Origin of the sequence: Bacillus cereus group sp. MYBK15-3, from assembly GCF_051916765.1 — a bacterium.
GTDB lineage: Bacteria > Bacillota > Bacilli > Bacillales > Bacillaceae_G > Bacillus_A > Bacillus_A cereus.
The window spans coordinates 245417-266502 of record NZ_JBQAHG010000003.1 but is presented as its reverse complement, the minus strand read 5'-3'; the positions used below and the strand labels follow the sequence as shown (position 1 = coordinate 266502).

Genomic DNA, 21086 nt, shown 5'->3' with positions numbered 1-21086 from the left:
TTTAAATAGAGTAGTAGTTTTCGTTATGCTTCTCTCCCCCTTGTTCCTTACCCTACAAATAATACTTCATATTTATTTTAATTTTTCAGCATCCGTACTCGCTCTGTTCGAGAGCTCTTTACCAAATATTCAATCTAATGATAAGATTGACCAAATTAATATTTTCGTCCATAACTGTATCAAAAAGTACACTAAAGAAAAAATAGCACTCTCACAATTAAGTAAACGCGAGCTTTTTCTTCTATCTACTTACTATTTAAGGTTAATAGTGACATAACCAGATTTTAAAATTCGACTTAAATTCATTGATGAATGGAGAGGTTTATATGAAATTGAAAGACAAAGTAGCAATCATAACTGGTGGAGCAAGTGGAATTGGCGAATCTACTGTTCGTCTTTTTATCGAAGAAGGTGCAAAAGTAGTTATTGCTGACTTTTCTGAACGTGGAAAAGAACTATCAGATGAATTGAATGCACATGGATATAATACTTTATTTATTAAAACTGATGTAACAAAAGAGGCAGATATTAAACAGCTAATTCATGAGACAGTAAGTACATACGGTAAATTAGATATTATGTATGCCAATGCCGGCGTTGCTGATGATGCACCAGCAAACGAATTATCCTATGAAAAGTGGAAAAGGACTATTGATATTAATTTGTCTGGGGTATTCCTTTCTAATAAATATTCGATTGAACAATTCCTTAAACAAGGTACAGGTGGTGTCATCGTTAACGCTGGTTCGATTCATAGTTTTGTTTCATTACCTACCCCAACAGCATACTCCTCTGCAAAAGGTGGTGTGAAACTATTAACTCAAAATTTATGTACTGCCTACGCTAAATATGGAATACGTATTAATGCGGTGTGCCCCGGTTATATTGACACCCCTTTACTTGGTAGTGTTAATCCTGAACAGAAAGAATATTTAGCTTCACTTCATCCACAAGGCAGACTTGGAACACCAGAAGAAGTCGCTAAAGCTGTCTTATTTTTAGCAAGTGATGATGCTAGTTTTGTTAACGGTACAACACTTCTTGTTGATGGAGGCTATACTGCACGTTAATTTAAAAATTTTGAAGCACCCTAAGAAATATATAGTCTTCAACAAGAAAAAGCGCCATCACAAGTGACGGCGCTTTTTCTATGTAAGAGCAACTAGAAGGTATCCTTCTAGCCTACTCCCATTTATAAGTCCAAAACTGTTCAAGTTGCAGCCATTTTAATGTTGCTGCATCTTTGTTTTTTATTTTTGCATGCGTGTCTTCAAGCATTGCTTCTGTTTGTGAACGGTGCGCACCTAATGCAGTTAATTTATGATCAAATACTTCACTAATGTTATTTACAACATCCGGTTCTCCTAATACTGCTTCACGATTTTTCGTAATCGCAACAGCATGGATAACTGGGCGCTCTTCTTTTGGCATACGTGATACAGCGCGAACGACAGCGCGGCCAAATGCATTATGATCTGGATGTACACCGTGCTCTGGATAAAATGTAATAATTCGAGATGGATTTACTTCTTGAATAATTGCTTCAATTTTGTCAGCAACGAAATCAACATCTTCAAATTCTAACGTTTTATCATGGAAGCCAAGCATTCTTAAATCTTTAATACCCATCGCTTCACAAGCATCTTTCAATTCTTTCTTACGGATATGTGGAATCGTTTCACGGTTAGCGAATACGTTCTTACCCATGTTACGTCCCATTTGTCCTAGAGTACCACATGCATACGTTACAGGTACTCCTTGATCTGTTAATAAGCGAATTGTTCCTCCCGCAGCATATGCTTCATCATCTGGATGCGGAAATACAACAAGTACATGTCTCTCCATAAGTTTCCCTCCTTCTTACTTAAATGGTGTTAAGCTTAACTCAAGTGCAACTGCTAGACGACCTAAATTATCATGTCCAGCTAATAATAAACGCTCTTGATCGTCTACTTCCCAGTGCGTAATACCTTCAGCATATACCCAACCGTGATCCATTTTCAAACCAACTCGGTATGGATTTGTTCCAGTTATCTTCCCGCGTTCAAAACGGATAATCGCATTTCGAATGAAAGCACCAACTGTCATCATCTTTTCATTTATGTGTGATGCATACGCTCCGTTTGTCGTTTCTAAATGAATATATACATCTTTATTTACAAAACGTTCAATTTCATTTTGAATAAGAGAACTATCTTTTACTATTTCCATCGGAATTCACCTCTTTAAACCATTTTACGCAAAAATAATGTAAATTGCTATCTCTATATTAGAGGACAACGCTCACTTTTCCTAATAATTTGCACTGTGTTTTTTATATTTTTTATATGATATGTAAAAAATACATTTTTTCCTTCACTTTGTTAAATAGTTTTCTTTCTTTTTTGAATTTGCTACAATATATTTTATCCCGTATTATTGCAGCGAGATACATTTCGACAATTGAATACATAATTTAAAGAAGGTGACATGATTGGAACAGTCAGCACATGAAGTAGCAAATTGGCAATATTATTTTGCAATTGCCGTATTTTTAATCACGTACGGATTTATTATTTCTGAGAAATTGAATCGTGCTGTAATCGCACTATTCGGTGCTGCTATTATGATTATTTTTGGAGTTGTAGATTTACATACTGCTTTCACATCACATATTCAATGGGAAACGATTACCCTTTTAATTGGGATGATGATTCTCGTACATATTACGAGTCAATCAGGCGTCTTTGAATTTGTGGCCATTAAAGCGGCAAAAGCAGCTGGTGGAAAACCGATTCGCATTTTATTATTACTATCCCTATTAACTGCTGTCGGATCAGCATTTTTGGACAATGTAACGACTGTTTTATTAATCGTTCCTGTTACATTATCCATTACACGTATTTTAAAAGTAAATCCTGTGCCTTATTTGATTTCAGAAGTGCTGTTTTCAAATATAGGCGGAACAGCAACATTAATCGGTGATCCACCTAATATTATGATTGGATCAGCAAACAAGCATTTAGACTTTAACGCCTTTTTACTTAACTTAGCTCCAATCGTAATTATTATTTCTATCGTGACACTTGGCATTATTTACTTCATGTATCGTAACAAACTAAAAACAACACCTGAACAAATCGAAAAACTAATGGCATTAAACGAAAAAGATTACATTAAAGATCAAAGCCTCCTTTTAAAATCTATTTCGATTTTAGGACTAACTATTTTAGGCTTCGTACTTCATTCGATTATTCATGTAGACGCTGCTGTTATCGCGATGACAGGCGCTACACTTCTTATGTTAATCGGCGTGAAAGAACATGATATTGAAGATGTATTTGCCCATGTTGAATGGGTAACCATTTTCTTCTTCGCCGGATTATTTGTTCTCGTTGGCGGGTTAATTGATATCGGACTTATCTCTTCACTTGCAAGAGAAGTAATCGACGTAACAAACGGTGACATCGGATTCGCAGCTATACTTATTTTATGGGTATCTGGCATCGCATCTGCGACAATCGACAACATCCCATTTGTCGCAACGATGATTCCTCTTATTCAAGACTTAGCTACAGGACTCGGACTATCTGTCGATTCTCCGCAAATCGAAGTACTATGGTGGGCGTTATCTCTTGGAGCTTGCTTAGGAGGAAATGGAACACTAATCGGTGCATCTGCAAACGTAGTCGTTGCTGGTATTGCAAAACGTGAAGGACATGGCTTCTCTTATATGGACTTCTTAAAAATTGGTTTACCATTAACTATTGTTGCACTCTTGTTATCACATGCTTATATATATTTACGTTATTTAATGTAAAAGTTGTATTGCATGAAATTATGTCGTCAAATACAAAAGGTTTGCAGCATGCGTGCTGCAAACCTTTTGTCATCACCAAAATATACCGATAATTGCTAAACCACCTAAAATCATACCACCAATTTGTCCGACAATTGTTGGTGATAATTGAACACCTTTTCTCACTTCAACAATTGGTCTTTCGTGCCTTAGTTGCTGCACTTCACTTTGAAGTTGGTGCACACTTCCGTGCAACTCTTTAATAAGTTCTTTTAATTCGGCGACCTCTTCATTTACTGGTTTTGCCTTTTCTAAATTCATTTTACATGACTCCTTATAAATTCAATCAACACACTGTAAATTTTCGCCAATTACCATTATATCTCCTGCATACTACATATATAATTTCGAATGTACTTTCTAACCTTGCAGCTCTATCCATTCATCTCGCAATATCCCCATAATCATACGGTCAAAACACTTCCCATCTCTTTGAACCGCTTCTCTCATACAGCCTTCCATTTGAAAACCCATCTTTTTATACAATGCAATGGCAGGTTTATTATACGAAATAACATCGAGACCGATGCGGTGTAAATTCAATTCATAGAAAGCATACTTTAGAATAAGATGTATTGCTTCTTTCCCATATCCTTTTCCTCTATCATTCGTATCTCCTATACCAATGGCTAATAAACCTTTTCTGTTATTCCACTCTATACCATGAATCGCCACAAAACCAATTAAGCGATTTTCTTGAACTGTCCTTACCATGAAAGAAACACTATTCGATCTCCGTCCTTTTAATAACTCATCACTTGCTATTTCATTTAAAGATTGCGGGAATGCTACATCTGTATCAACATGTCTTAAATACTCACTATCTTCTTGCCACATAGCCATTACTTCAGCATCTGTTTCTCTCATAGCTGATAATTTAATCGTTTTATTTCGAAAAAGATTCATTGTCATTTCAAACTCCCCCTTTTAAATAACAGGGATACTTATTTTAGCCTATTTATCCCCTTATTCCATAAACTGTTTCATAAACGGGATACTTACAATAAGCGCTGACATTGGCACATCTCCTCCATATTGAATTAACTTCATTGTATAATTTTTTATTTATTCTAACAACAATAGAAAGGCCCTCCAAATTTAGAGGGCCTTTCCTAATAGCAAAACTATATTATTTCGTAAACATTTTCTCCGCTTCATCCATTGCCATTTTGTTTCCTAAAGCAGAATAGTCCAGCCATGGTTGATCATTGATAATGTATACGTGCTTGCCTTTAACTGCTTTTAAGTCTTTCCAAATTGGCGTTTCTTGAAGTTGTTTAAATGCTGCTTTTGCTTTATCATCTCTATTTACAACAACGAAAATCGCATCTGCATCAAAGTCAGGTAATACTTCTTGTGAAATGACTTCGAAAGGGCGGTTTCCATCAATTTTCTCTACACCATTCGCAGGCTGTAACCCTAAGTCTTGGAATAAAATTGGTCCCATCGGTCTTTTCGTACTAAATACACGCAATTCTTTTGCAGTAACGCGAATTGCCATTACTTTTTCGTTATTACCTAGCTCTTTATCTATTAAACCTTTTACTCGTTTTGATTGCTCTTCGTAATCTTGAATATATTTATCTGCTTCTTTCTCACGGTTTACAAGTTTACCAACTTGTTTTAAATGATCTCTCCACGTACCTTCATCTAAATTGAAAGAATGTGTTTTTGCAATTTTTTCGTATTTCGCTACATCTTTACCAGCATATTTTTCATCAACATAAATGTCAGTTGGCTTTAATTGAAGTAACGCTTCCATATTCGGATCTGTTACAACACCAAGCTTCTTCGTATCTTTCAACTGCTCTTTTGCGTGCGGTAAGAAATCTTTTAAATCTCCACCAATAACAGAACCTACTGGTGTAATTCCTAATGCAAGTAAATCATTCGTTAAATGAATAGACATTGAAGCAATTTTTGGGTCATTACTTTTTTCCGTTTTTTTCGTTGCCTCTTCATTAGCTTTCGTTTGACCACATGCTGCTAATACTAAAATACACATCATGCTAAATAAAATAGTAAGTTTCTTTTTCATATGTTCTCCTCTTTGAAGTATTTATTTTGTTTTTGTAAGTAAATAAAGAAAATACGGTGCTCCTAAAGCTGCCACTACTACACCAGCTGGAATAGAGTTTGGCTCAAATATAGAACGACCTATCGTATCTGCTAGCACTAAAATAATCATTCCGATAATGCCAGCTAAAGGAAGAAAGTGTTGATATGTAGTACCTACTAACTTCCTTGCGATATGCGGAGCAACTAAACCGATAAAACCAATCCCTCCTGCCATCGATACACTTGCGCAAGATAATCCAACCGCTGTAGCTAAAAGTAATAACCGTTCTTTTTGAACAGAAACACCAAGTCCTGCTGCTACACTATCACCTAGTGACAATGCATTTAACGTTTTAGATTTTAGCCATGCATACGGGGTTAGTATGAAAATCCAAGGTAATAATGCAAGGACATGAATCCAATCCCTTCCCCACACGTTACCAACTAACCATCTGGAAGCGAATGTATATGTCTCATCATTTAACTTGAGAGAGAAAAATAACGAAATCGCACTAAATCCAGCTGAAACAGCAATACCAACGAGAATAAGTCTAATGGGAAGTAAACCTTTTGATCGATCACTCGCAAGTATAATAATTAAAAATGCAGCTAGTATTCCCCCACCAAATGTAAATAACGGTATTAAAATCGATGCATTCTCATTAATAGAATGAAAGAAAGTAACAAATATAATTAGCCCGAAAGATGCACCTGAATGCAGTCCTAAAATACCAGGGTCTGCAAGTGCGTTACGTGATAATCCTTGTAAAATCGCACCGGAAATCCCAAGGCCAATACCAGCTAACATTGTGATTATAATTCTTGGCATACGATAATCGTATAGCACGGTTGCACTTTCAAAATCACCATAACCGAAAAGCGTTTGAATTACTTTGAGCGGTGCAATACTAAGTGTCCCTGTATTTAAGCTAAGTAAAATGACAGCGATACCAATACAACCGAATATTGTAGTTACAGTAATGGCTCTTTTTTTATCTGTGTTAATAAGACCCTTCACTTATAGCTCCCTCCCAACTTTACGTGCTATATAGAGGAAGAACGGAACTCCAACAAGAGCTACCATAATTCCTATCGCAAGTTCTTTAGGAGGGTTTACTGCTCTTGCTCCTAGGTCAGCTACAACTAATAACATAGCTCCTAATAATGCTGACATAGGAATAATGAGTCGATAATTAACACCAACTAATTTTCTAGCAATGTGCGGGATAACTAGTCCTACAAATCCGATAGAACCAACAGCTGAAACAGAAACACCTGCCAGAATAACTACTATAATCATCCCTAGTATTCTCGTTCGGTTCGTTTTCACTCCTAAATTTGTAGCAACATCATCTCCCATTGATATGAGTGAAATTGATCTCCCTAGCATTGTCGCAAAAATAATCGTTATAAGAATAATAGGGACTAAAAATTTCAAGTGTTCCCACTTAACCCCTGCAACACCACCAGCATACCAAAACGCTAAATCTTGGCTTAAATCATAATAAATCGCAACACCTGAACTTAATGAATGTAAAAGCGCTGCCATAACCGCTCCAGCAATCGTTAACCTCATTGGTGTTAACCCGCCTGATGTTGCTGATCCAATAACAAAGATAAGTACTGTACTTAAGACAGCTCCAATAAAGGAAACAATCATTAAATAGGAATACGACATATGTGGGAAAAAAGCAAAACTAAGTGCTACTACAAACATCGCACCTGCATTTATTCCGAGTACACCTGCATCAGCTAAAGGATTTCGTGTTACACCTTGCATAACAGCACCAGCAACCGCAAAAGCTGCCCCTACAACTGCTGCACCAATTACTCTCGGGAGCCTTAATTCATAAATAATTTGGTGCTGTGTTAGTTTCGGGTTGTAATCCAAAACCGCTGCCCACACCGTTTGTAAATGAATATCTTTTGCACCAAATGAAATGGCTAAAAATATAGATCCAATTAAACATAAAATTGTTAAGCTCATGAAACATATGAACTTAATATGTATCCAGCGGTTATTACCAGCATGTACAGTAGACTTATGTAACATGTTTCATTTCATCCTTTATATTCAGTTGTTTTTTATAATTATTTTTTATTTGTAATTATTATTGATAATAATTATCATTTTCATTTAGATATTATATCGCCACTTTTTTTAAATAGCAAACTATTTTTTCACTTCGCTAAATATTAAAATACTTATTACAATTCCCTTCCAAAAATTACAAATACACACAAAATAGACTACTAGCTTATTTTTAAAAGTGTAGTATACTTAATCATTATTTCGAGTTTTCAAATAAAAATACCGAAGGTGACCCAATGTTATATATAAAACAACTACTACACTTCACTTACGAGCAAGCATTATCTTGCTTATTCCCAGTCGTTATTTTCTTAACACTAGCCCTTTCAAAAATCGTTTCTATTCCAGGGTTATATCGCTATGATTTCATACTCATTGCATGTCTTCTTATGCAGTGGATTATGTACAAGACTGGACTTGAGACGAAAGACGAATTAAAAGTAATTACTGTCTTTCACCTCATCGGCCTTTTACTAGAAATATATAAAGTTCATTTCGGTTCATGGAGTTATCCTGAAGAGGCGTATTCAAAGATTTTTGGAGTTCCACTTTACAGCGGCTTTATGTACGCAAGTGTCGCAAGTTACATATGCCAAGCGTGGAGAAGGTTGGATTTAAAAATGCATCATTGGCCGAAAGCTATTTTTGCCGTGCCGTTAGGAGCTATGATTTACTTCAATTTTTTCACACACCACTTTACATACGATTTTAGATGGATATTAACTTTACTACTATTCATTGTTTTCTCTCGCACATTTGTACAATTTTCATTACAAGGCGTTACATATACAATGCCACTCGTTCTCTCCTTTTTCCTTATCGGATTCTTCATTTTGATTGCAGAAAACATCGCAACATTTTTCGGAGCATGGCAATATCCAAATCAACGGGAAGCGTGGAATCTCGTTCACTTAAGCAAAATTAGTTCATGGTTTTTACTCGTTGTTATTAGCATTATGATTGTTACACAACTCAAACATTTGAAAGAGTCGAAAAAATAATGCTGATTATGTAAAAATAGTTAGCCCATCACTCATTAGAAAGTGATGGGCTTTTTTACCTTCCTTATTAAAGTAGTTACATATTATGAGCTACTACTAGCAGAAGATGTTGCTGCAGATGAAGCGGCAATCGTTGCCATCATAGCTGCTTGTTGTGCTTGTATGAGGACTTCTATCATAGTTTGTAAACCTGTGTTGGTAGCTTTACTTTCCTCACCTTTCTGACTTACGAACAGTTGAATAGCAATAAGAATATTCGTATCTGTATGCCAACGGAATAATTTCTCCCCCTGCAGTTTTTCAATCAACGCTTTAATAGCATAAATCTCTTTTTCTCCATCTTCAAGTAACGCTAGTAGCCCGATTGCTGGATAATGCATCTGTTTCACTTTTACCTTTTCTTGTTTTAACAAATTCCATATGTTTGTACATGTTGCAACTAACATTTCTTCACGGACATCCTTCTTTAGTGAAAGAATATGACTTAAAAACTGAAGATCATTCCCTTTACGCAAACCAGCTTTCGCTAGTTTCTGATACAGACGTTCTACACGATCCATAAGTGTTTCTACATTCTCTGATTGTCCTGCTAATAAAACCGCGAGCGGATAATCATTTGTACTTGTAAGAAAGAGGTGATCCTTTTTCATGCGTTTATATACTTGCATCGAACGCTGAATGTGCGCGCCATGCTGTTCATTTTCTTCTGTTAAAAGCACAGCTGCTGCGAGATAAGTAAATATACTCCGGCTAAAGCCACTAGTGACCAATTGTTCATATAAATCTAAAAACGTCCGAAAAGCTTTCTTGTAATCTGTAAAGTGAATATCTAATGTTGCGGCCACTACAAAACGATGATAAGACTTTAAGTATGAAAACATCCCTACTTGATTCTTAATATAACTACTAATTTCTAAAAAACGTTCGAGATTAAACAATTTATCACTACCTGCATACATAGCAGCAATCATCATTCCTGTTCGAGAATCACTCGTTTTCCATTTTAGTTCTCCCTTTAACTGTACATATGTATGTTTATATTGCTCTAACTTTTGCTCTAATGTAATCATAGTATTCACCCCTATTTCTAGTTCTTCTCTATCATTATACTTATATTCCATATTTAGGAATACTACAATTAATAATCACAACCTAAAAAATTATAAAATTCTCTAATCCTTCAAGAAGTTATACAAAAAAGGTAGATAATAATTTATCTACCTTTTTTGTATATATTATTTAACATTACAACTGTATTGCTTGTTATATGCAATTAAGACTAAAGAGCTTTAATAATACGTTCCATCGCCTTCATTTGCCCAATATGATCAGCTTCATGATAAAGCATCATACCGTAAAGCTCACCAACAGTTTCCAATCCTAAAAACGGCTCTGGTAGTTTATTTTCAAATGCTTCTGCTGGCATTTCGTTAATACGCTTTGCTTGTTCTTTTAATTGAGTCGTTAACACTTCTAATGATGGTCCTTCTGTTTTCCATTTAGATGGTCTTGATCCATATCCAAACATACCTGGATATTCAGTTGGTAATTGTTTGAATTCTTTTCCAAACATGAAAACTTCTGCTGCTGTTAACACGTGACCAATATGCCAACGAATTGTATTGTTAAAACCCTCTGGCTGCGTATCTGCAATTTTATCATCTAGCGTCTCCATAAATTTAAGTAATGCCCCGCGCGTTATTTCAAATTGTTTTAAACCCACTAGTCTATTCATGTTATCGTTCCCCTTCTTGATGTACAATTTATTATGAACTAAGAATGTTCAATTCATTAAAGTTTTACCTTGTTTAATCTATCAGAAATAAATAAGAAATACATCTAATATGCTTATTAAAAATAATAAAAAGGTTCCCTCCTCGTAAATATAGAATTACTTACTATGTAAATAAAAGAGGAGTGTACTTACATGTTACATATTTTAAAACAACAATATAATCTTATTAGCTCTACAAGAGAAACTCTATTTTCATTTTTGGAAGAAATCCCACTAGAAAAATTACATAGCACTGTTCCGAATTTCGGGAGCGGTGGCATTATAAAGACACATATTCATGTAGCCGATTGCTATCGATACTGGCTTGGATCATTCGCATTCAAACAAAAACGAGCAGATTTTTCATTCGCTAGTGATTATAAAATTGAGCATGCAGATGTGGAAAAAGTCCGTGCTAGATTTAAGTTAGTAGATGAGACTGTACAACGTTTTTTAGATGAATACAATGACCGTTGGCTCGAAAATATAGCAAATGAAGTAAAGTGGCAAAAAGAACCTTGGAGTACAACACCACTATGGCTTTTAACTCATACAGAAACACATGAATTTCATCATAAAGGACAAATTGTATCAATGGCTAGGCATCTTGGATATACTCCTCCTGATACAGACCTTAGTTAATTCAATGGTCCATGATTACTAAAAAAATTAGAATGAATACAATTCGAGCATGCTTTGAAAACCACTCAAAACATGCTCTTAAAATATTCTATCTTACATTCTCCATTTCCTCATCAATACCAAATAGTCTCCGCATAATTATATGCATCACTATTCGGAATGGCATGTTTCCCCTGCGCCTGTGCCTTTCTTGGATCTAAATCATATACCATTGGCGTATAGCATGATGTTTGCCCTTTATTTACAACACCATTTCCTCCAGCACTGCCGCAAGTGTATGCCTTTCCATCTGTTTTTCTTACAATTCTTGCATCAGCTTCATTATTATATACTGCTGGGCGGGTTACAGTAACTTTTGCCCACGCTGTCTTACACGTCGTGCTAAATTTTAATTCCACATAAGAATTGGAATCAATCCATTTCTTTTCTTTCGTTACTGCTGATTGGTCACAGCTATTGTAATACGGACTTTTTCCATCATACGAATGATCTTCTGCATATGCTTTATCATTACCAGTCGTACTAAACACACTAGTTAAAACGAGCAATGATAGACAAAAACATGCGCTTAGCTTTTTTAAAAGTTTCAAAGTATTCCACTCCTTTTTAATAGCGTCCTGTTTTTCCATAACCGTTATTAAACGTAACCGCCTCAGCATCTGCTGTGTATCCGAAATCAGCAGTTAAATCAAATACCATTCCTGTATACGTGCTCGTTTGACCTGTTTTTATTGTACCGTTTCCCTGATTAGAAGTGACTGATTTTTGAAATACACCATTTTTGTATTTATTCACAACAGCGTACGCATACACTCCTCCAGACACAGCTGGTGCTGGTTGATCTAAAACAAACTTAGCCCAAGCTGCATGACATTTATTGCTGTAACGTAAATACACTGTCCCTACTTTTTTACTCCCTTCATACACAGCTGTAGACTTTGCATTAAATCCATCTGCATCACACGTTGTACTACCTCCGTATACTTTCGTTGTTGCTGGATTTTTCCCGTCATAGTAACTACTTAAATCAGTAGCAGCAAATGTACTTCCTTGGAAACTAAATAATAGCCCTACACTCGCTACACTTAATACACATACTTTCATTAACTTTTTAAACATTTTCAATTTCCTCCCTCAAAATAAGTACGTATAATAAAGACAATCTATCCCCTATGTACGCCCCTCCTTTCATGCTTCCTAGAGGCATCTTATGGAAACGACTAAACGTTGTAAATTTCCTTATGATTATTGGAATATACGAAGAAATTTACGTAACCGTCTAAGAAAAAAAGTTGAGAAATACACATTTTATAGCATCCTTTATTTAAAACATAAAAGAACCGATACTTGTTACATGCAAGCATCGGTTCTTTATACAAAATTGCCATTTTTTCTTTTATATAAAATAAATATTTCTCCACTTAATCTGTTGTAAAAAACTCCCTCGTTACATCAATAAATTGCTGCAGTGGCGCTGTCATCCATTTATCTTTATGCCAAGCAATTTGTGTATAAATCGGTGAGATTTCATTTTCTAAATGTAACTCTTTTATCATCCCTTCTCGTATATCTTTTTCTACTACTATTGCTGGTAACACAGCTATTCCTAAATCTGCAATAACACATTGTTTAATTGCTTCGACACTAACGAACTCAATTTTATTTACTGGATACACATCTTCTGTACGAAGTAGCTCTTCAAATAAAGTCCGGTACGAGCACCCTAGCTCTGTTAGCAACAACGTCTCACTTTCTAAATCTTTTGTAGAAATGGAAGCTTTCTCGAGTAAATGATGCCCTGAAGCAGCTACTATTTTTAATTCTTCTTTCATAAGCGGCTCCACATGTAAAGTATCTTCTGTTTTACATTCGTCCAAAATAAATGCAAGATCGACTTTTCCCTCCATCAATTGTTCCTTCGCATCTTTATTGGAATGTGCCGGTTTAAATATAAGTTTTATTTGAGGAAATTGTGCTTTAAACTTCTTTAATATAGATGGAAGTCTATATGTACATTGACTCTCTTGCGCACCGATTATTAACGTACCTGCTATTTCTTCATCATCTTTCACAGCCATTTTTGCTTCGTTGCTGAGCGCAATCATCTTGTCGGCATATAGTTGAAACTTCCTACCTGCTTCAGTTAAGAAAAGGCGTTTTCCTAATCTTTCAAATAACGGCGTACCTAACTCAGCTTCTAACGTTTTAATTTGCGCTGTCACACTCGATTGAGCAAAGTTTAATTTCTTCGCAGTTTGTGTAAAATTCAAAGTATCCGCCGCTACTTTAAATGTAATTAATTGTTTTATCTCCATTTATCGTCCCTCTTTTCAATCGATATTCCCGATTGATTTCATCGAAATAATCCTCTTTGTCTATTGATATTTGTATTGTATGATAAAGAGCATCTACAAACAATAAAAATGGAGGTATTCCATATGAAAGCACTTTGTTTCGAACAGTTCGGAAATCCGGATGTACTACAATATAAAGAACTAAATGATCCAATCATAAATCCAAATGAAATTATTGTCCGCACGAAAGCAATCGGTTTAAATTTCGCCGACATTTATAGACGCCGCGGTGATTATCATCTCGCTGGTACCCCGCCTTTTATATTAGGTTATGAAGGGGCTGGCATTGTTGAAAAAGTAGGAGCTGACGTTACGAATATTAATCCTGGAGATCGTATTGCATTTGCTGATGTCCCATTTGCAAATGCAGAGCTAGTTGCTGTTCCGTCTGAGAAAGCAATTAAGCTTTTAGATTCTATCTCTTTTGAAACAGCCGCTTCTGTCTTATTGCAAGGTCTAACCGCACATTATTTAACGAAAGATAGCTATGAAATAAAACAAGGTGATATAGCTTTAGTACACGCTGCAGCTGGTGGTGTTGGGCAACTTCTTATTCAAATAATTAAACTACTAGGCGGAAAAGTAATCGGCCTAACGTCATCAAAAGAAAAAGCAAAGATAGCTACATTAGCTGGTGCTGATCACGTTTTTTTATATACGGAAGCATGGCATACAAAAGTAGTTGAAATAACAAATGGTGATGGAGTAAATGTTGTATATGAATCAGTAGGTTCTACATTAGAGGAGAGTTTTAATGCTACTAAAACTGGCGGTACTGTCGTATTTTACGGAATGGCCGGCGGTAATCCTGCGCCAGTTGATCCACGTATGCTTATGGATACTTCGAAAACTTTAATTGGCGGAGACCTTTGGAACGTGCTTACATCTTATGAAGAGAGAATAGAACGCTCCTCTCAATTATTCGAATGGATTGCGACCGAAAAATTAAAGATTGCAAGTTCTACTACATTCTCTTTACAAGATGGTGCCCGTGCTCATGAATTATTAGAGAGCCGAAAAAGCACAGGGAAGATTTTATTGATCCCATAATCGTTCCAATAAAAAAGGAAGCTAGAATGTATTTCTTTGCTTCCTTTTTTAACGTTATTTATGTTCAATTGTAAAGTGATAATAAAGTTATTTAATTCTGATCTAAAAATATAAGAGCCTGGCTACAAATCATATTGTAGTAAAGCTCTTTAAAGTTGTTTAATTTCTAACCATTTAAATGTGCTTGTAGACAAAAATTAATAATAAAGTTGTTTAAATCTTGTTCAACTAAAGCACCCGTTAGTTCAATAAGAAAAAATTATCTATTATTATTAAAGTGGCCCACCTTCAAAACCAATAGGCCATCCATCGTTTTTAAATTTTACTTTATACTGAAACTCAAAGTGACCATCATAAATAAAAGCTAAACTAAACCCAGAAAATATATAATCGTCAAAATTAACCATCTTTCCAAAAAATATTGTGGATAGATAGTAGTTCTTCATTTCTTGATTAGGGAAGAACTTCTGTAAATATTTTAATGCACAGCTTATATGTAGATGGAGTTCATCGAATGTTTTTTCTGCCATTTCGATAATTTCCATATCAGGATTTTCATTATTCCCCTGAATAATAATCTCCACATCTTCCCATTCTCCGATATTAATACTATAAAACCACCGTTTTTGAATGAGATACTTCTCTTTTTCGTATACAGGGGGATTAACTAGTTTTAATTTTTTTACCTCATCTTTAGTTAATGGTTTATCAAGAATAAGCTTTTTATGCAAAATTTCTTTGATATTAGAGACAATATATTTAGATTTGTTTAATTCTAAAGAGTCCATTTTCCACCTCATAAATTATAAAATAAAGTAAATTCCCCCTTAAGTATATCATCATCCTTATTCAACTATCCTGCACCGTTAATTCAATAAGAATTAAACAACTTTATTATTTTCAAAGGACTTTATTGTAAATTAAACAACTTTATTATCTCTTAACATCAATCTCGCTTCTTTTCAATAACCCTGTTATTTATATTTTTTCTCTACGCTTCTCTTTCTAGGCCCCTCATTTTTAAGTTTATATAATAAATGAATCTAAATATTAAAGGAAAGAACAAACCTCCTGATATCAACGATCCAATAAATACAGTATCAATAAAAGAAAGAATCCCAAATAATAGCATTCCAAAAAAATAAAATACAACTGCACTCCAATAAATAAAACGTGGAAACTTAGTTTGGAACGAATCACCTTTTTCACACGGTTTCCCAAATAACAAATGAACGAATTTAATCAACATAATCACTTCTCCATATAATTGTTAATATTCTTTTCTTCTTAGAATTGAACATAAATCACATACCATGTACCACCCATATTCACACATTCCTTACTTTGTTTTATCCCGCTTTAATGGGCAGTAAGACCCCCACCTCAAAATGCAGCGAAAGCAAAGAAGTTAGGTGGGGGGCGGGCTGCCCATTAAAGTCCGATTGGTGAGGGATGATAATCAGTGGGGGATGAAGAAAACCCCACTGATTAAAGTTTCACTTTATTTCTCGTATACTTACTTTAGATTCCGAGATGAAATGTAAGGCTAATGTCCCTCCAATACACTGCAAACTAATTTGTTGTTCCTACTCTCTAATTATACCATTACAATAATTTTCATAGTTCATTTTTAACGGAATATTCCGATTCGAATTAATAAATGATATATTAAAAAATAAAAAGGAAGCTAGAGTTCTCTACCTTCCTTTTCTTATTTTTATATTTCCACACTTTCTTTCCCTTTTGCAACGTAACTCATATCTCCAACAGACTCAACTGTGTATGTTCCATCTTGATATACAATCTTCGTCACGCTAGCATTTTCCACTCCAAGTTTTGTTTTGCTACTGTCTAACATTTCTATTAAGGTAGTAATCAAAAGCCCATGAACGACAACTAAAACGTTACCGCCACCATTTGCAGCAGATTCTTCACTAATTTTATCTATCTCTGTTTTTATACGAGTAGAAAACAATTCCCAATCTTCCGCCTGTTTTGTCGGATCTGCTACTCTAATAAGATTAATCACTTCTTGAATAGAAAGCTTCAAGAGTTCTTCTGGTGATGCAACGCCTGCAGCTTTTCCAACCACATCCCACATATTCTCAAGTTTTTCACCTTCAAAAATACCGAAATTTAATTCTCGCAAATCTTTTCTTTGCTCAAGTTTTAATTTTGATTGCTCACTATATTTTAATACTAAATTAGCAGTTTCAATTGCGCGGCCGCTATCACTACTATATGCATTCATAAAATGAATATCTTTTAATCCTGTTCCTAAATTTGTGGCAACTTCAACACCTTTTTCTACTAAAGGAGAATCTGCCCAACCTTGCGCGCGATGATTCGTATTTAATATTGTTTTACCGTGTCTTGTAACATATAACGTCACTACATTCTCATTGCTATCTGTTTCTCGCTTATTCATTTCATTCTCTCCCTTTACGTTTCTATATCAATTTTAACACCTCAATTATTCATTGAGCAAAATATACGTCAGTAGATCCGCTTAATAAAAAAAGCTATCTTTCTGTATATCCATACAAAAAGATAGCATCTTTTATGATTACATTTCTTAACCGGTACTCCTACTCAGCAAAAGCACTCGAATATTGTACAATTCCTTCTACACCTCGAAGAGCATTTTCTGTTAATTCCATTATCATAAATACCTCTTCAGGCACTTCAAACGGTGCTTTTACATTCCACTCACTTGCTTTCTTAAAACCAAATTTCGGGTAGTACTCTGGATGTCCTAATACTACAACTGATCCGTATCCAAGTTCTTTCGCTTTTTCTAAAGCAGCCGTGATCAGTTTTCCGCCAATTCCTTTCTTCTGATGGCCCCTAGCAACTGACACTGGTGCAAGTGCTAGCGATTCTACAGAAGTTCCATCTTGTTCTATCGCAATTTTAGATAACATAATGTGACCGACTATTTCCTCATCTACTGCAACGATTGATAACTCCGGAACAAACGCGTCACATTCTCTAATACGTTTTACAAGTTCATGTTCTGTTTTATCACTAAATTCTTCAAGTGAAAATACTTCTTTTACGACTTCTTCTGTTTTTCTATAATCATTTTTTTGTTCTTGTCTAATCGTTACCATTTTAACTTATCCTCTATTCTTTCTTATTTCTTTTTGAATTTTACGCAGTGCTTTTTTCGATCCGCGCTCAATATCGTGTTGCATTTTTCTTTCTTTATAATCAACAAATAGTGTATTTAAATCGTATCCTTCTGGGTATAATTCTTTCGCTGCTACCTCTAAAGTAATACGTTTTACATTTACTTCAACGAATTCACCGTTATAATATACAACAACGTTATAAAAATTATCTTTTTCCTTATAGATGATACCAAAATCATCATAATCTAATAAATTCACACGATCGCCGATTTTGTACTCATAATGAAATTCTCTTTTTTCTTGTACAAATTTCGGTTTTCTAATTTTACTTTCATTCACTTTTTCTAAAGCGTACTCTTTATTTCCCATGTACTCTTTCGCTCTTTTCAGCACATGTTCTTTTACGCTCATTTTATTCGCAATCCAAAGTGCATTACTTTCTCCTGATTTTCCGATAACTAATTTATAAAGCGGCTCTAGCGTTTCACTATTAAACTGCATCGCTGCATTCATAAAGTCATCGTGCATTTCTGAGAATCGTTTAATTTCTCCGTAATGCGTACTCGCAACGGTAATACATCCCGCAAGGTACAACTCTTCTAAAATAGATATTGCAAGTGCTGCACCTTCATTCGGTTCTGTACCGCTTCCTATTTCATCAAATAAAAGTAACGTATTATTATTTGACATCCTCATAATCTCAGAAAGATTTTTCATATGAGATGAAAATGTACTTAGTGCATTTTCGATACTTTGATTATCACCAATATCTACAAATACATTTTCAAAAATAGCGATTTCTGTACCTTTATCTCCTGCAATATGAAGACCTGACATTGTAGCTAATGTTAACAATCCAATCGTTTTTAATACAATTGTCTTTCCGCCCGCATTCGGCCCTGTAATAATTAAACTACGATACTCTTGACCAATTTCAAAATTTAAGGGTACAACTTGCCCTGTTAAAAGCGGATGCTTACAATTCACTAAATGAACGTAGCCATGATCATTTAACTTCGGTTCTATTCCATTGATCGATTTACTAAACTTCGCTTTTGCAAATACCATATCATACTGACTAATTAGCTCCATGTTAATCTTTATACTATAAATGTTTTCTAACACCATTCCTGATAAAGTCGCTAAAATTTGATATTCTTCAACCGCTTCTTCTGCTTTCAAACCCGCTAGTTCCGCATTCAATTTCGTAACCGTATGCGGTTCTATAAATACAGTAGAACCTTTTGCCGAGGCTTCAATAATACTTCCAGCAACTTGGTTTTTATAGGAAGATTTAATTGGAATCGTATAACGGTCATCCTTTTTACTAATAAAGAATTCCTGAATGAATTTCTTATTTGCACTACTATTTAAAAACTTCGTTAAACGTTCTTTTATTTTCCCATCTACAGAATCGATATTATTTCGAATTCGTTTTAACTCTTTACTTGCAGCTGCATCAATACTATTTCCTTTAATTGAAAAGTTAATTTCCTCTTCAATACTTTTATATTCAGTCATTGAATTTGCATAAGAAGCTAATACTGGTGCAAAAAATTCTTTATCTAACATAAACTTTTTAATCTTTCTACATCCGCGTAAAAAGTCTGAAACACTGACTAATTCTTCTGGATCTAAAATCATCCCTTTTTCTAATTTTTGAATTGTACTAGCAATATTAGAAATGCCGAAGAAAGGAACATGCCCTTCTGCATCTAATATAGCTCGTGCTTCTGTCGTTTCATTCAACCGATTTCTCACTACTTTTATACTCGTACTCGGCTCTAATTTGTTTAATAATTCCTTACCTAATCCACTTACACAATAAGATTTCACTATATCCTTTAATTCGTTATATTGTAGCTTTTCAAAAGTCATCGTATTCATTTTGTTTCTCCTCACTATGATTGATTTTTATCATAAATGAAGATACCTACTCATTAGATTCCAATGAGTCATATATAAAATCCCATAATTATACAATAAAAACATATACAAAAAAGCTGCGGGGATACCGCAGCTTTTACATTTACAAGGCATTTGTAATAACATATGAGGAAATAAGCCATAAAAAAATAGATGGCAGTCCCTTATTACACGCTTTATAAAGTATTGTAGGTATCTTCATAGGTTTTGAAATAAATGCATGACAAAATTAGGGGTATGATGTACATAAAAATCCCCTGGTCTTATCCGATTTATTTCATTAAATTTTTCCTATTTAGTACCTACCGCACTCACAAAAAGCACCTCTCATTAATTTATATTATAGTCATTGAAATCTAATTTACTGAAATCATCATACTATATGTTTTGTAAGAAGTAAAGGTGTCAAACTATTTCCTTGCAGACTGTAAAATGTTCATATAATCAACCTTTTTCTCAAGGGTCTTTTTCGCATCTTCAGCCGTTACTATATAATCTACAGGAATATTTTGTAGTACATCCTTATTAATATTTGGCAACTGAATCGTTATATCTTCTACATTACTTTTACTATTTTCAATCGTTTTATTAAATTCCTGAATACTTCTTGCAACCCCCGCTAATGTTTCCATATGTACAGAATTGTTTACATCTAAAACAGTATTACTTTTAAAAACTGCCGTATAATACTGTTGCAAATTTTTCTTCGCTATTTGTTCCTCAGTATTCTTATCGGAAACATTATCCCCAGTCTGCATTTGATCAAAAGTAAATATAGTGTTTTTCTCTCCATAATATGTATTAAATCTTCCTTGTAAATTATTTGCTTCCTTTTTCTTTTCATAGTTATCATTATTTACTTCTGGAGAGATTTGCCCCTCGAAGTACAGTTGAAATTGCAAGTGTGGTTCATCGACTTGCTGCACAGTAACTATCCGCCCCTTTGGACCAAGGAAGTCCTTTCCGTTATCCAGAGTTTCAACTCCGTTTAATTTAACAACCATACCATACTCCGATTTTGTATAACTTTGTGCTTTTTGTTCAATTTCTTCATTCGATATATCACATGATGTTAATAGTAATAAACTAAACATTATACTATATTTCATTATTGTTCTTTTCATATTGCCTCTCCTTTTGCTACTACCACCTATACAGAAATGTGCCTATGGATTTTAAATTACGATTTATATAAAGAACTTCTTCTAAAAAGCGCT

At 34.6% G+C, this 21086-nt stretch carries 23 protein-coding genes; 5 read left to right on the top strand and 18 right to left on the bottom strand.

The features are described from left to right. Positions 1 to 326: 326 nt before the first annotated feature. Positions 327 to 1070: an SDR family NAD(P)-dependent oxidoreductase gene (locus ACTFR8_RS15440; protein ID WP_000768020.1), complete on the top strand. Its 744-nt coding sequence runs from the start codon at positions 327 to 329 to the stop codon at positions 1068 to 1070. Between the two features lie 112 nt (positions 1071 to 1182). Here ACTFR8_RS15440 and bshB2 read toward each other — a convergent pair whose 3' ends face one another. Then, complete coding sequence (gene bshB2, locus ACTFR8_RS15435; RefSeq protein WP_000439483.1) at positions 1183 to 1845, bottom strand: bacillithiol biosynthesis deacetylase BshB2; 663 nt, start codon at positions 1843 to 1845, stop codon at positions 1183 to 1185. A 15-nt stretch (positions 1846 to 1860) separates the two neighbouring features. Then, positions 1861 to 2211: a YojF family protein gene (locus ACTFR8_RS15430; RefSeq protein WP_000407045.1), complete on the bottom strand. Its 351-nt coding sequence runs from the start codon at positions 2209 to 2211 to the stop codon at positions 1861 to 1863. Positions 2212 to 2473: 262 nt separating this feature from the next. Between ACTFR8_RS15430 and ACTFR8_RS15425 the strand changes: the two genes are divergently transcribed. Continuing rightward, on the top strand, positions 2474 to 3799 hold the full coding sequence (locus ACTFR8_RS15425; RefSeq protein ID WP_000437992.1) for an ArsB/NhaD family transporter: 1326 nt from the start codon (positions 2474 to 2476) through the stop codon (positions 3797 to 3799). A 72-nt stretch (positions 3800 to 3871) separates the two neighbouring features. Here the strand turns inward: ACTFR8_RS15425 and ACTFR8_RS15420 are convergent, their stop codons facing one another. From ACTFR8_RS15420 to ACTFR8_RS15400, 5 genes are all read right to left on the bottom strand, one after another. Then, positions 3872 to 4099, bottom strand: coding sequence for a hypothetical protein (locus ACTFR8_RS15420; RefSeq protein WP_001047298.1), 228 nt, complete (start codon positions 4097 to 4099; stop codon positions 3872 to 3874). 99 nt (positions 4100 to 4198) lie between these two features. Beyond that, on the bottom strand, positions 4199 to 4750 hold the full coding sequence (locus ACTFR8_RS15415) for a GNAT family N-acetyltransferase (protein WP_000178504.1): 552 nt from the start codon (positions 4748 to 4750) through the stop codon (positions 4199 to 4201). 217 nt (positions 4751 to 4967) lie between these two features. Continuing rightward, entirely contained in the window at positions 4968 to 5876 is a 909-nt protein-coding gene (locus ACTFR8_RS15410; RefSeq protein ID WP_000728222.1) for an iron-hydroxamate ABC transporter substrate-binding protein, read from the bottom strand. A 21-nt stretch (positions 5877 to 5897) separates the two neighbouring features. Continuing rightward, complete coding sequence (locus ACTFR8_RS15405) at positions 5898 to 6914, bottom strand: FecCD family ABC transporter permease (RefSeq protein ID WP_000677264.1); 1017 nt, start codon at positions 6912 to 6914, stop codon at positions 5898 to 5900. Continuing rightward, the gene (locus ACTFR8_RS15400) at positions 6915 to 7949 is read right to left on the bottom strand and encodes a FecCD family ABC transporter permease (protein WP_000902722.1); all 1035 of its coding nucleotides are present in this window, start codon (positions 7947 to 7949) and stop codon (positions 6915 to 6917) included. A 275-nt stretch (positions 7950 to 8224) separates the two neighbouring features. Here ACTFR8_RS15400 and ACTFR8_RS15395 point away from each other — a divergent pair, with 275 nt between their 5' ends. Continuing rightward, positions 8225 to 8989, top strand: coding sequence for a DUF817 domain-containing protein (locus ACTFR8_RS15395; RefSeq protein ID WP_252209649.1), 765 nt, complete (start codon positions 8225 to 8227; stop codon positions 8987 to 8989). An 83-nt stretch (positions 8990 to 9072) separates the two neighbouring features. Here the strand turns inward: ACTFR8_RS15395 and ACTFR8_RS15390 are convergent, their stop codons facing one another. Both ACTFR8_RS15390 and ACTFR8_RS15385 read right to left on the bottom strand, forming a co-directional pair. Then, a complete protein-coding gene (locus ACTFR8_RS15390; protein WP_025966623.1) occupies positions 9073 to 10110 on the bottom strand; it encodes a DUF4003 domain-containing protein in 1038 nt (345 codons plus the stop codon). Between the two features lie 158 nt (positions 10111 to 10268). Next, positions 10269 to 10724: a DinB family protein gene (locus ACTFR8_RS15385; RefSeq protein ID WP_001081117.1), complete on the bottom strand. Its 456-nt coding sequence runs from the start codon at positions 10722 to 10724 to the stop codon at positions 10269 to 10271. A 192-nt stretch (positions 10725 to 10916) separates the two neighbouring features. Here ACTFR8_RS15385 and ACTFR8_RS15380 point away from each other — a divergent pair, with 192 nt between their 5' ends. Further along, positions 10917 to 11405 (top strand): DinB family protein, encoded by a 489-nt coding sequence (locus ACTFR8_RS15380; protein WP_000902395.1) that lies wholly within the window; start codon positions 10917 to 10919, stop codon positions 11403 to 11405. A gap of 113 nt (positions 11406 to 11518) precedes the next feature. Here the strand turns inward: ACTFR8_RS15380 and ACTFR8_RS15375 are convergent, their stop codons facing one another. The 3 genes from ACTFR8_RS15375 to ACTFR8_RS15365 form a co-directional block, all read right to left on the bottom strand. Then, positions 11519 to 11995, bottom strand: a complete 477-nt coding sequence (locus ACTFR8_RS15375) for a DUF2690 domain-containing protein (RefSeq protein WP_000771044.1) — start codon at positions 11993 to 11995, stop codon at positions 11519 to 11521. A gap of 16 nt (positions 11996 to 12011) precedes the next feature. Then, positions 12012 to 12524: a YjfA family protein gene (locus ACTFR8_RS15370; protein WP_000473746.1), complete on the bottom strand. Its 513-nt coding sequence runs from the start codon at positions 12522 to 12524 to the stop codon at positions 12012 to 12014. A 302-nt stretch (positions 12525 to 12826) separates the two neighbouring features. Further along, complete coding sequence (locus tag ACTFR8_RS15365) at positions 12827 to 13720, bottom strand: LysR family transcriptional regulator (protein ID WP_044584725.1); 894 nt, start codon at positions 13718 to 13720, stop codon at positions 12827 to 12829. A 123-nt stretch (positions 13721 to 13843) separates the two neighbouring features. Here ACTFR8_RS15365 and ACTFR8_RS15360 point away from each other — a divergent pair, with 123 nt between their 5' ends. Continuing rightward, positions 13844 to 14809, top strand: a complete 966-nt coding sequence (locus ACTFR8_RS15360) for a quinone oxidoreductase family protein (protein WP_030026781.1) — start codon at positions 13844 to 13846, stop codon at positions 14807 to 14809. 272 nt (positions 14810 to 15081) lie between these two features. Here the strand turns inward: ACTFR8_RS15360 and ACTFR8_RS15355 are convergent, their stop codons facing one another. The 6 genes from ACTFR8_RS15355 to ACTFR8_RS15330 form a co-directional block, all read right to left on the bottom strand. After that, positions 15082 to 15597 carry a hypothetical protein gene (locus ACTFR8_RS15355; protein WP_030026782.1) on the bottom strand — a complete coding sequence of 172 codons (516 nt, stop codon included), beginning with the start codon at positions 15595 to 15597 and terminating at the stop codon, positions 15082 to 15084. 203 nt (positions 15598 to 15800) lie between these two features. Further along, a complete protein-coding gene (locus ACTFR8_RS15350; RefSeq protein ID WP_000905655.1) occupies positions 15801 to 16058 on the bottom strand; it encodes a hypothetical protein in 258 nt (85 codons plus the stop codon). 468 nt (positions 16059 to 16526) lie between these two features. Further along, a complete protein-coding gene (locus ACTFR8_RS15345; protein WP_001042050.1) occupies positions 16527 to 17237 on the bottom strand; it encodes a histidine phosphatase family protein in 711 nt (236 codons plus the stop codon). Between the two features lie 160 nt (positions 17238 to 17397). Further along, complete coding sequence (locus tag ACTFR8_RS15340; RefSeq protein WP_000256478.1) at positions 17398 to 17922, bottom strand: GNAT family N-acetyltransferase; 525 nt, start codon at positions 17920 to 17922, stop codon at positions 17398 to 17400. Positions 17923 to 17928: 6 nt separating this feature from the next. Next, on the bottom strand, positions 17929 to 19830 hold the full coding sequence (locus ACTFR8_RS15335; RefSeq protein ID WP_001095189.1) for an endonuclease MutS2: 1902 nt from the start codon (positions 19828 to 19830) through the stop codon (positions 17929 to 17931). Between the two features lie 449 nt (positions 19831 to 20279). Continuing rightward, the gene (locus tag ACTFR8_RS15330) at positions 20280 to 20993 is read right to left on the bottom strand and encodes a hypothetical protein (RefSeq protein WP_000831441.1); all 714 of its coding nucleotides are present in this window, start codon (positions 20991 to 20993) and stop codon (positions 20280 to 20282) included. Positions 20994 to 21086 lie beyond the last annotated feature (93 nt).

What these genes read in the sequence shown, in the direction of transcription:
- ACTFR8_RS15440 (WP_000768020.1), top strand. Translation starts at nt 327, where the DNA reads ATGAAATTGAAAGACAAAGTAGCAATCATAACTGGTGGAGCAAGTGGA.
- bshB2 (WP_000439483.1), bottom strand. Translation starts at nt 1,845, where the DNA reads ATGGAGAGACATGTACTTGTTGTATTTCCGCATCCAGATGATGAAGCA.
- ACTFR8_RS15430 (WP_000407045.1), bottom strand. Translation starts at nt 2,211, where the DNA reads ATGGAAATAGTAAAAGATAGTTCTCTTATTCAAAATGAAATTGAACGT.
- ACTFR8_RS15420 (WP_001047298.1), bottom strand. Translation starts at nt 4,099, where the DNA reads ATGAATTTAGAAAAGGCAAAACCAGTAAATGAAGAGGTCGCCGAATTA.
- ACTFR8_RS15415 (WP_000178504.1), bottom strand. Translation starts at nt 4,750, where the DNA reads ATGACAATGAATCTTTTTCGAAATAAAACGATTAAATTATCAGCTATG.
- ACTFR8_RS15410 (WP_000728222.1), bottom strand. Translation starts at nt 5,876, where the DNA reads ATGAAAAAGAAACTTACTATTTTATTTAGCATGATGTGTATTTTAGTA.
- ACTFR8_RS15400 (WP_000902722.1), bottom strand. Translation starts at nt 7,949, where the DNA reads ATGTTACATAAGTCTACTGTACATGCTGGTAATAACCGCTGGATACAT.
- ACTFR8_RS15395 (WP_252209649.1), top strand. Translation starts at nt 8,225, where the DNA reads ATGTTATATATAAAACAACTACTACACTTCACTTACGAGCAAGCATTA.
- ACTFR8_RS15390 (WP_025966623.1), bottom strand. Translation starts at nt 10,110, where the DNA reads ATGGAATATAAGTATAATGATAGAGAAGAACTAGAAATAGGGGTGAAT.
- ACTFR8_RS15385 (WP_001081117.1), bottom strand. Translation starts at nt 10,724, where the DNA reads ATGAATAGACTAGTGGGTTTAAAACAATTTGAAATAACGCGCGGGGCA.
- ACTFR8_RS15380 (WP_000902395.1), top strand. Translation starts at nt 10,917, where the DNA reads ATGTTACATATTTTAAAACAACAATATAATCTTATTAGCTCTACAAGA.
- ACTFR8_RS15370 (WP_000473746.1), bottom strand. Translation starts at nt 12,524, where the DNA reads ATGTTTAAAAAGTTAATGAAAGTATGTGTATTAAGTGTAGCGAGTGTA.
- ACTFR8_RS15365 (WP_044584725.1), bottom strand. Translation starts at nt 13,720, where the DNA reads ATGGAGATAAAACAATTAATTACATTTAAAGTAGCGGCGGATACTTTG.
- ACTFR8_RS15360 (WP_030026781.1), top strand. Translation starts at nt 13,844, where the DNA reads ATGAAAGCACTTTGTTTCGAACAGTTCGGAAATCCGGATGTACTACAA.
- ACTFR8_RS15355 (WP_030026782.1), bottom strand. Translation starts at nt 15,597, where the DNA reads ATGGACTCTTTAGAATTAAACAAATCTAAATATATTGTCTCTAATATC.
- ACTFR8_RS15350 (WP_000905655.1), bottom strand. Translation starts at nt 16,058, where the DNA reads ATGTTGATTAAATTCGTTCATTTGTTATTTGGGAAACCGTGTGAAAAA.
- ACTFR8_RS15345 (WP_001042050.1), bottom strand. Translation starts at nt 17,237, where the DNA reads ATGAATAAGCGAGAAACAGATAGCAATGAGAATGTAGTGACGTTATAT.
- ACTFR8_RS15340 (WP_000256478.1), bottom strand. Translation starts at nt 17,922, where the DNA reads ATGGTAACGATTAGACAAGAACAAAAAAATGATTATAGAAAAACAGAA.
- ACTFR8_RS15335 (WP_001095189.1), bottom strand. Translation starts at nt 19,830, where the DNA reads ATGAATACGATGACTTTTGAAAAGCTACAATATAACGAATTAAAGGAT.
- ACTFR8_RS15330 (WP_000831441.1), bottom strand. Translation starts at nt 20,993, where the DNA reads ATGAAAAGAACAATAATGAAATATAGTATAATGTTTAGTTTATTACTA.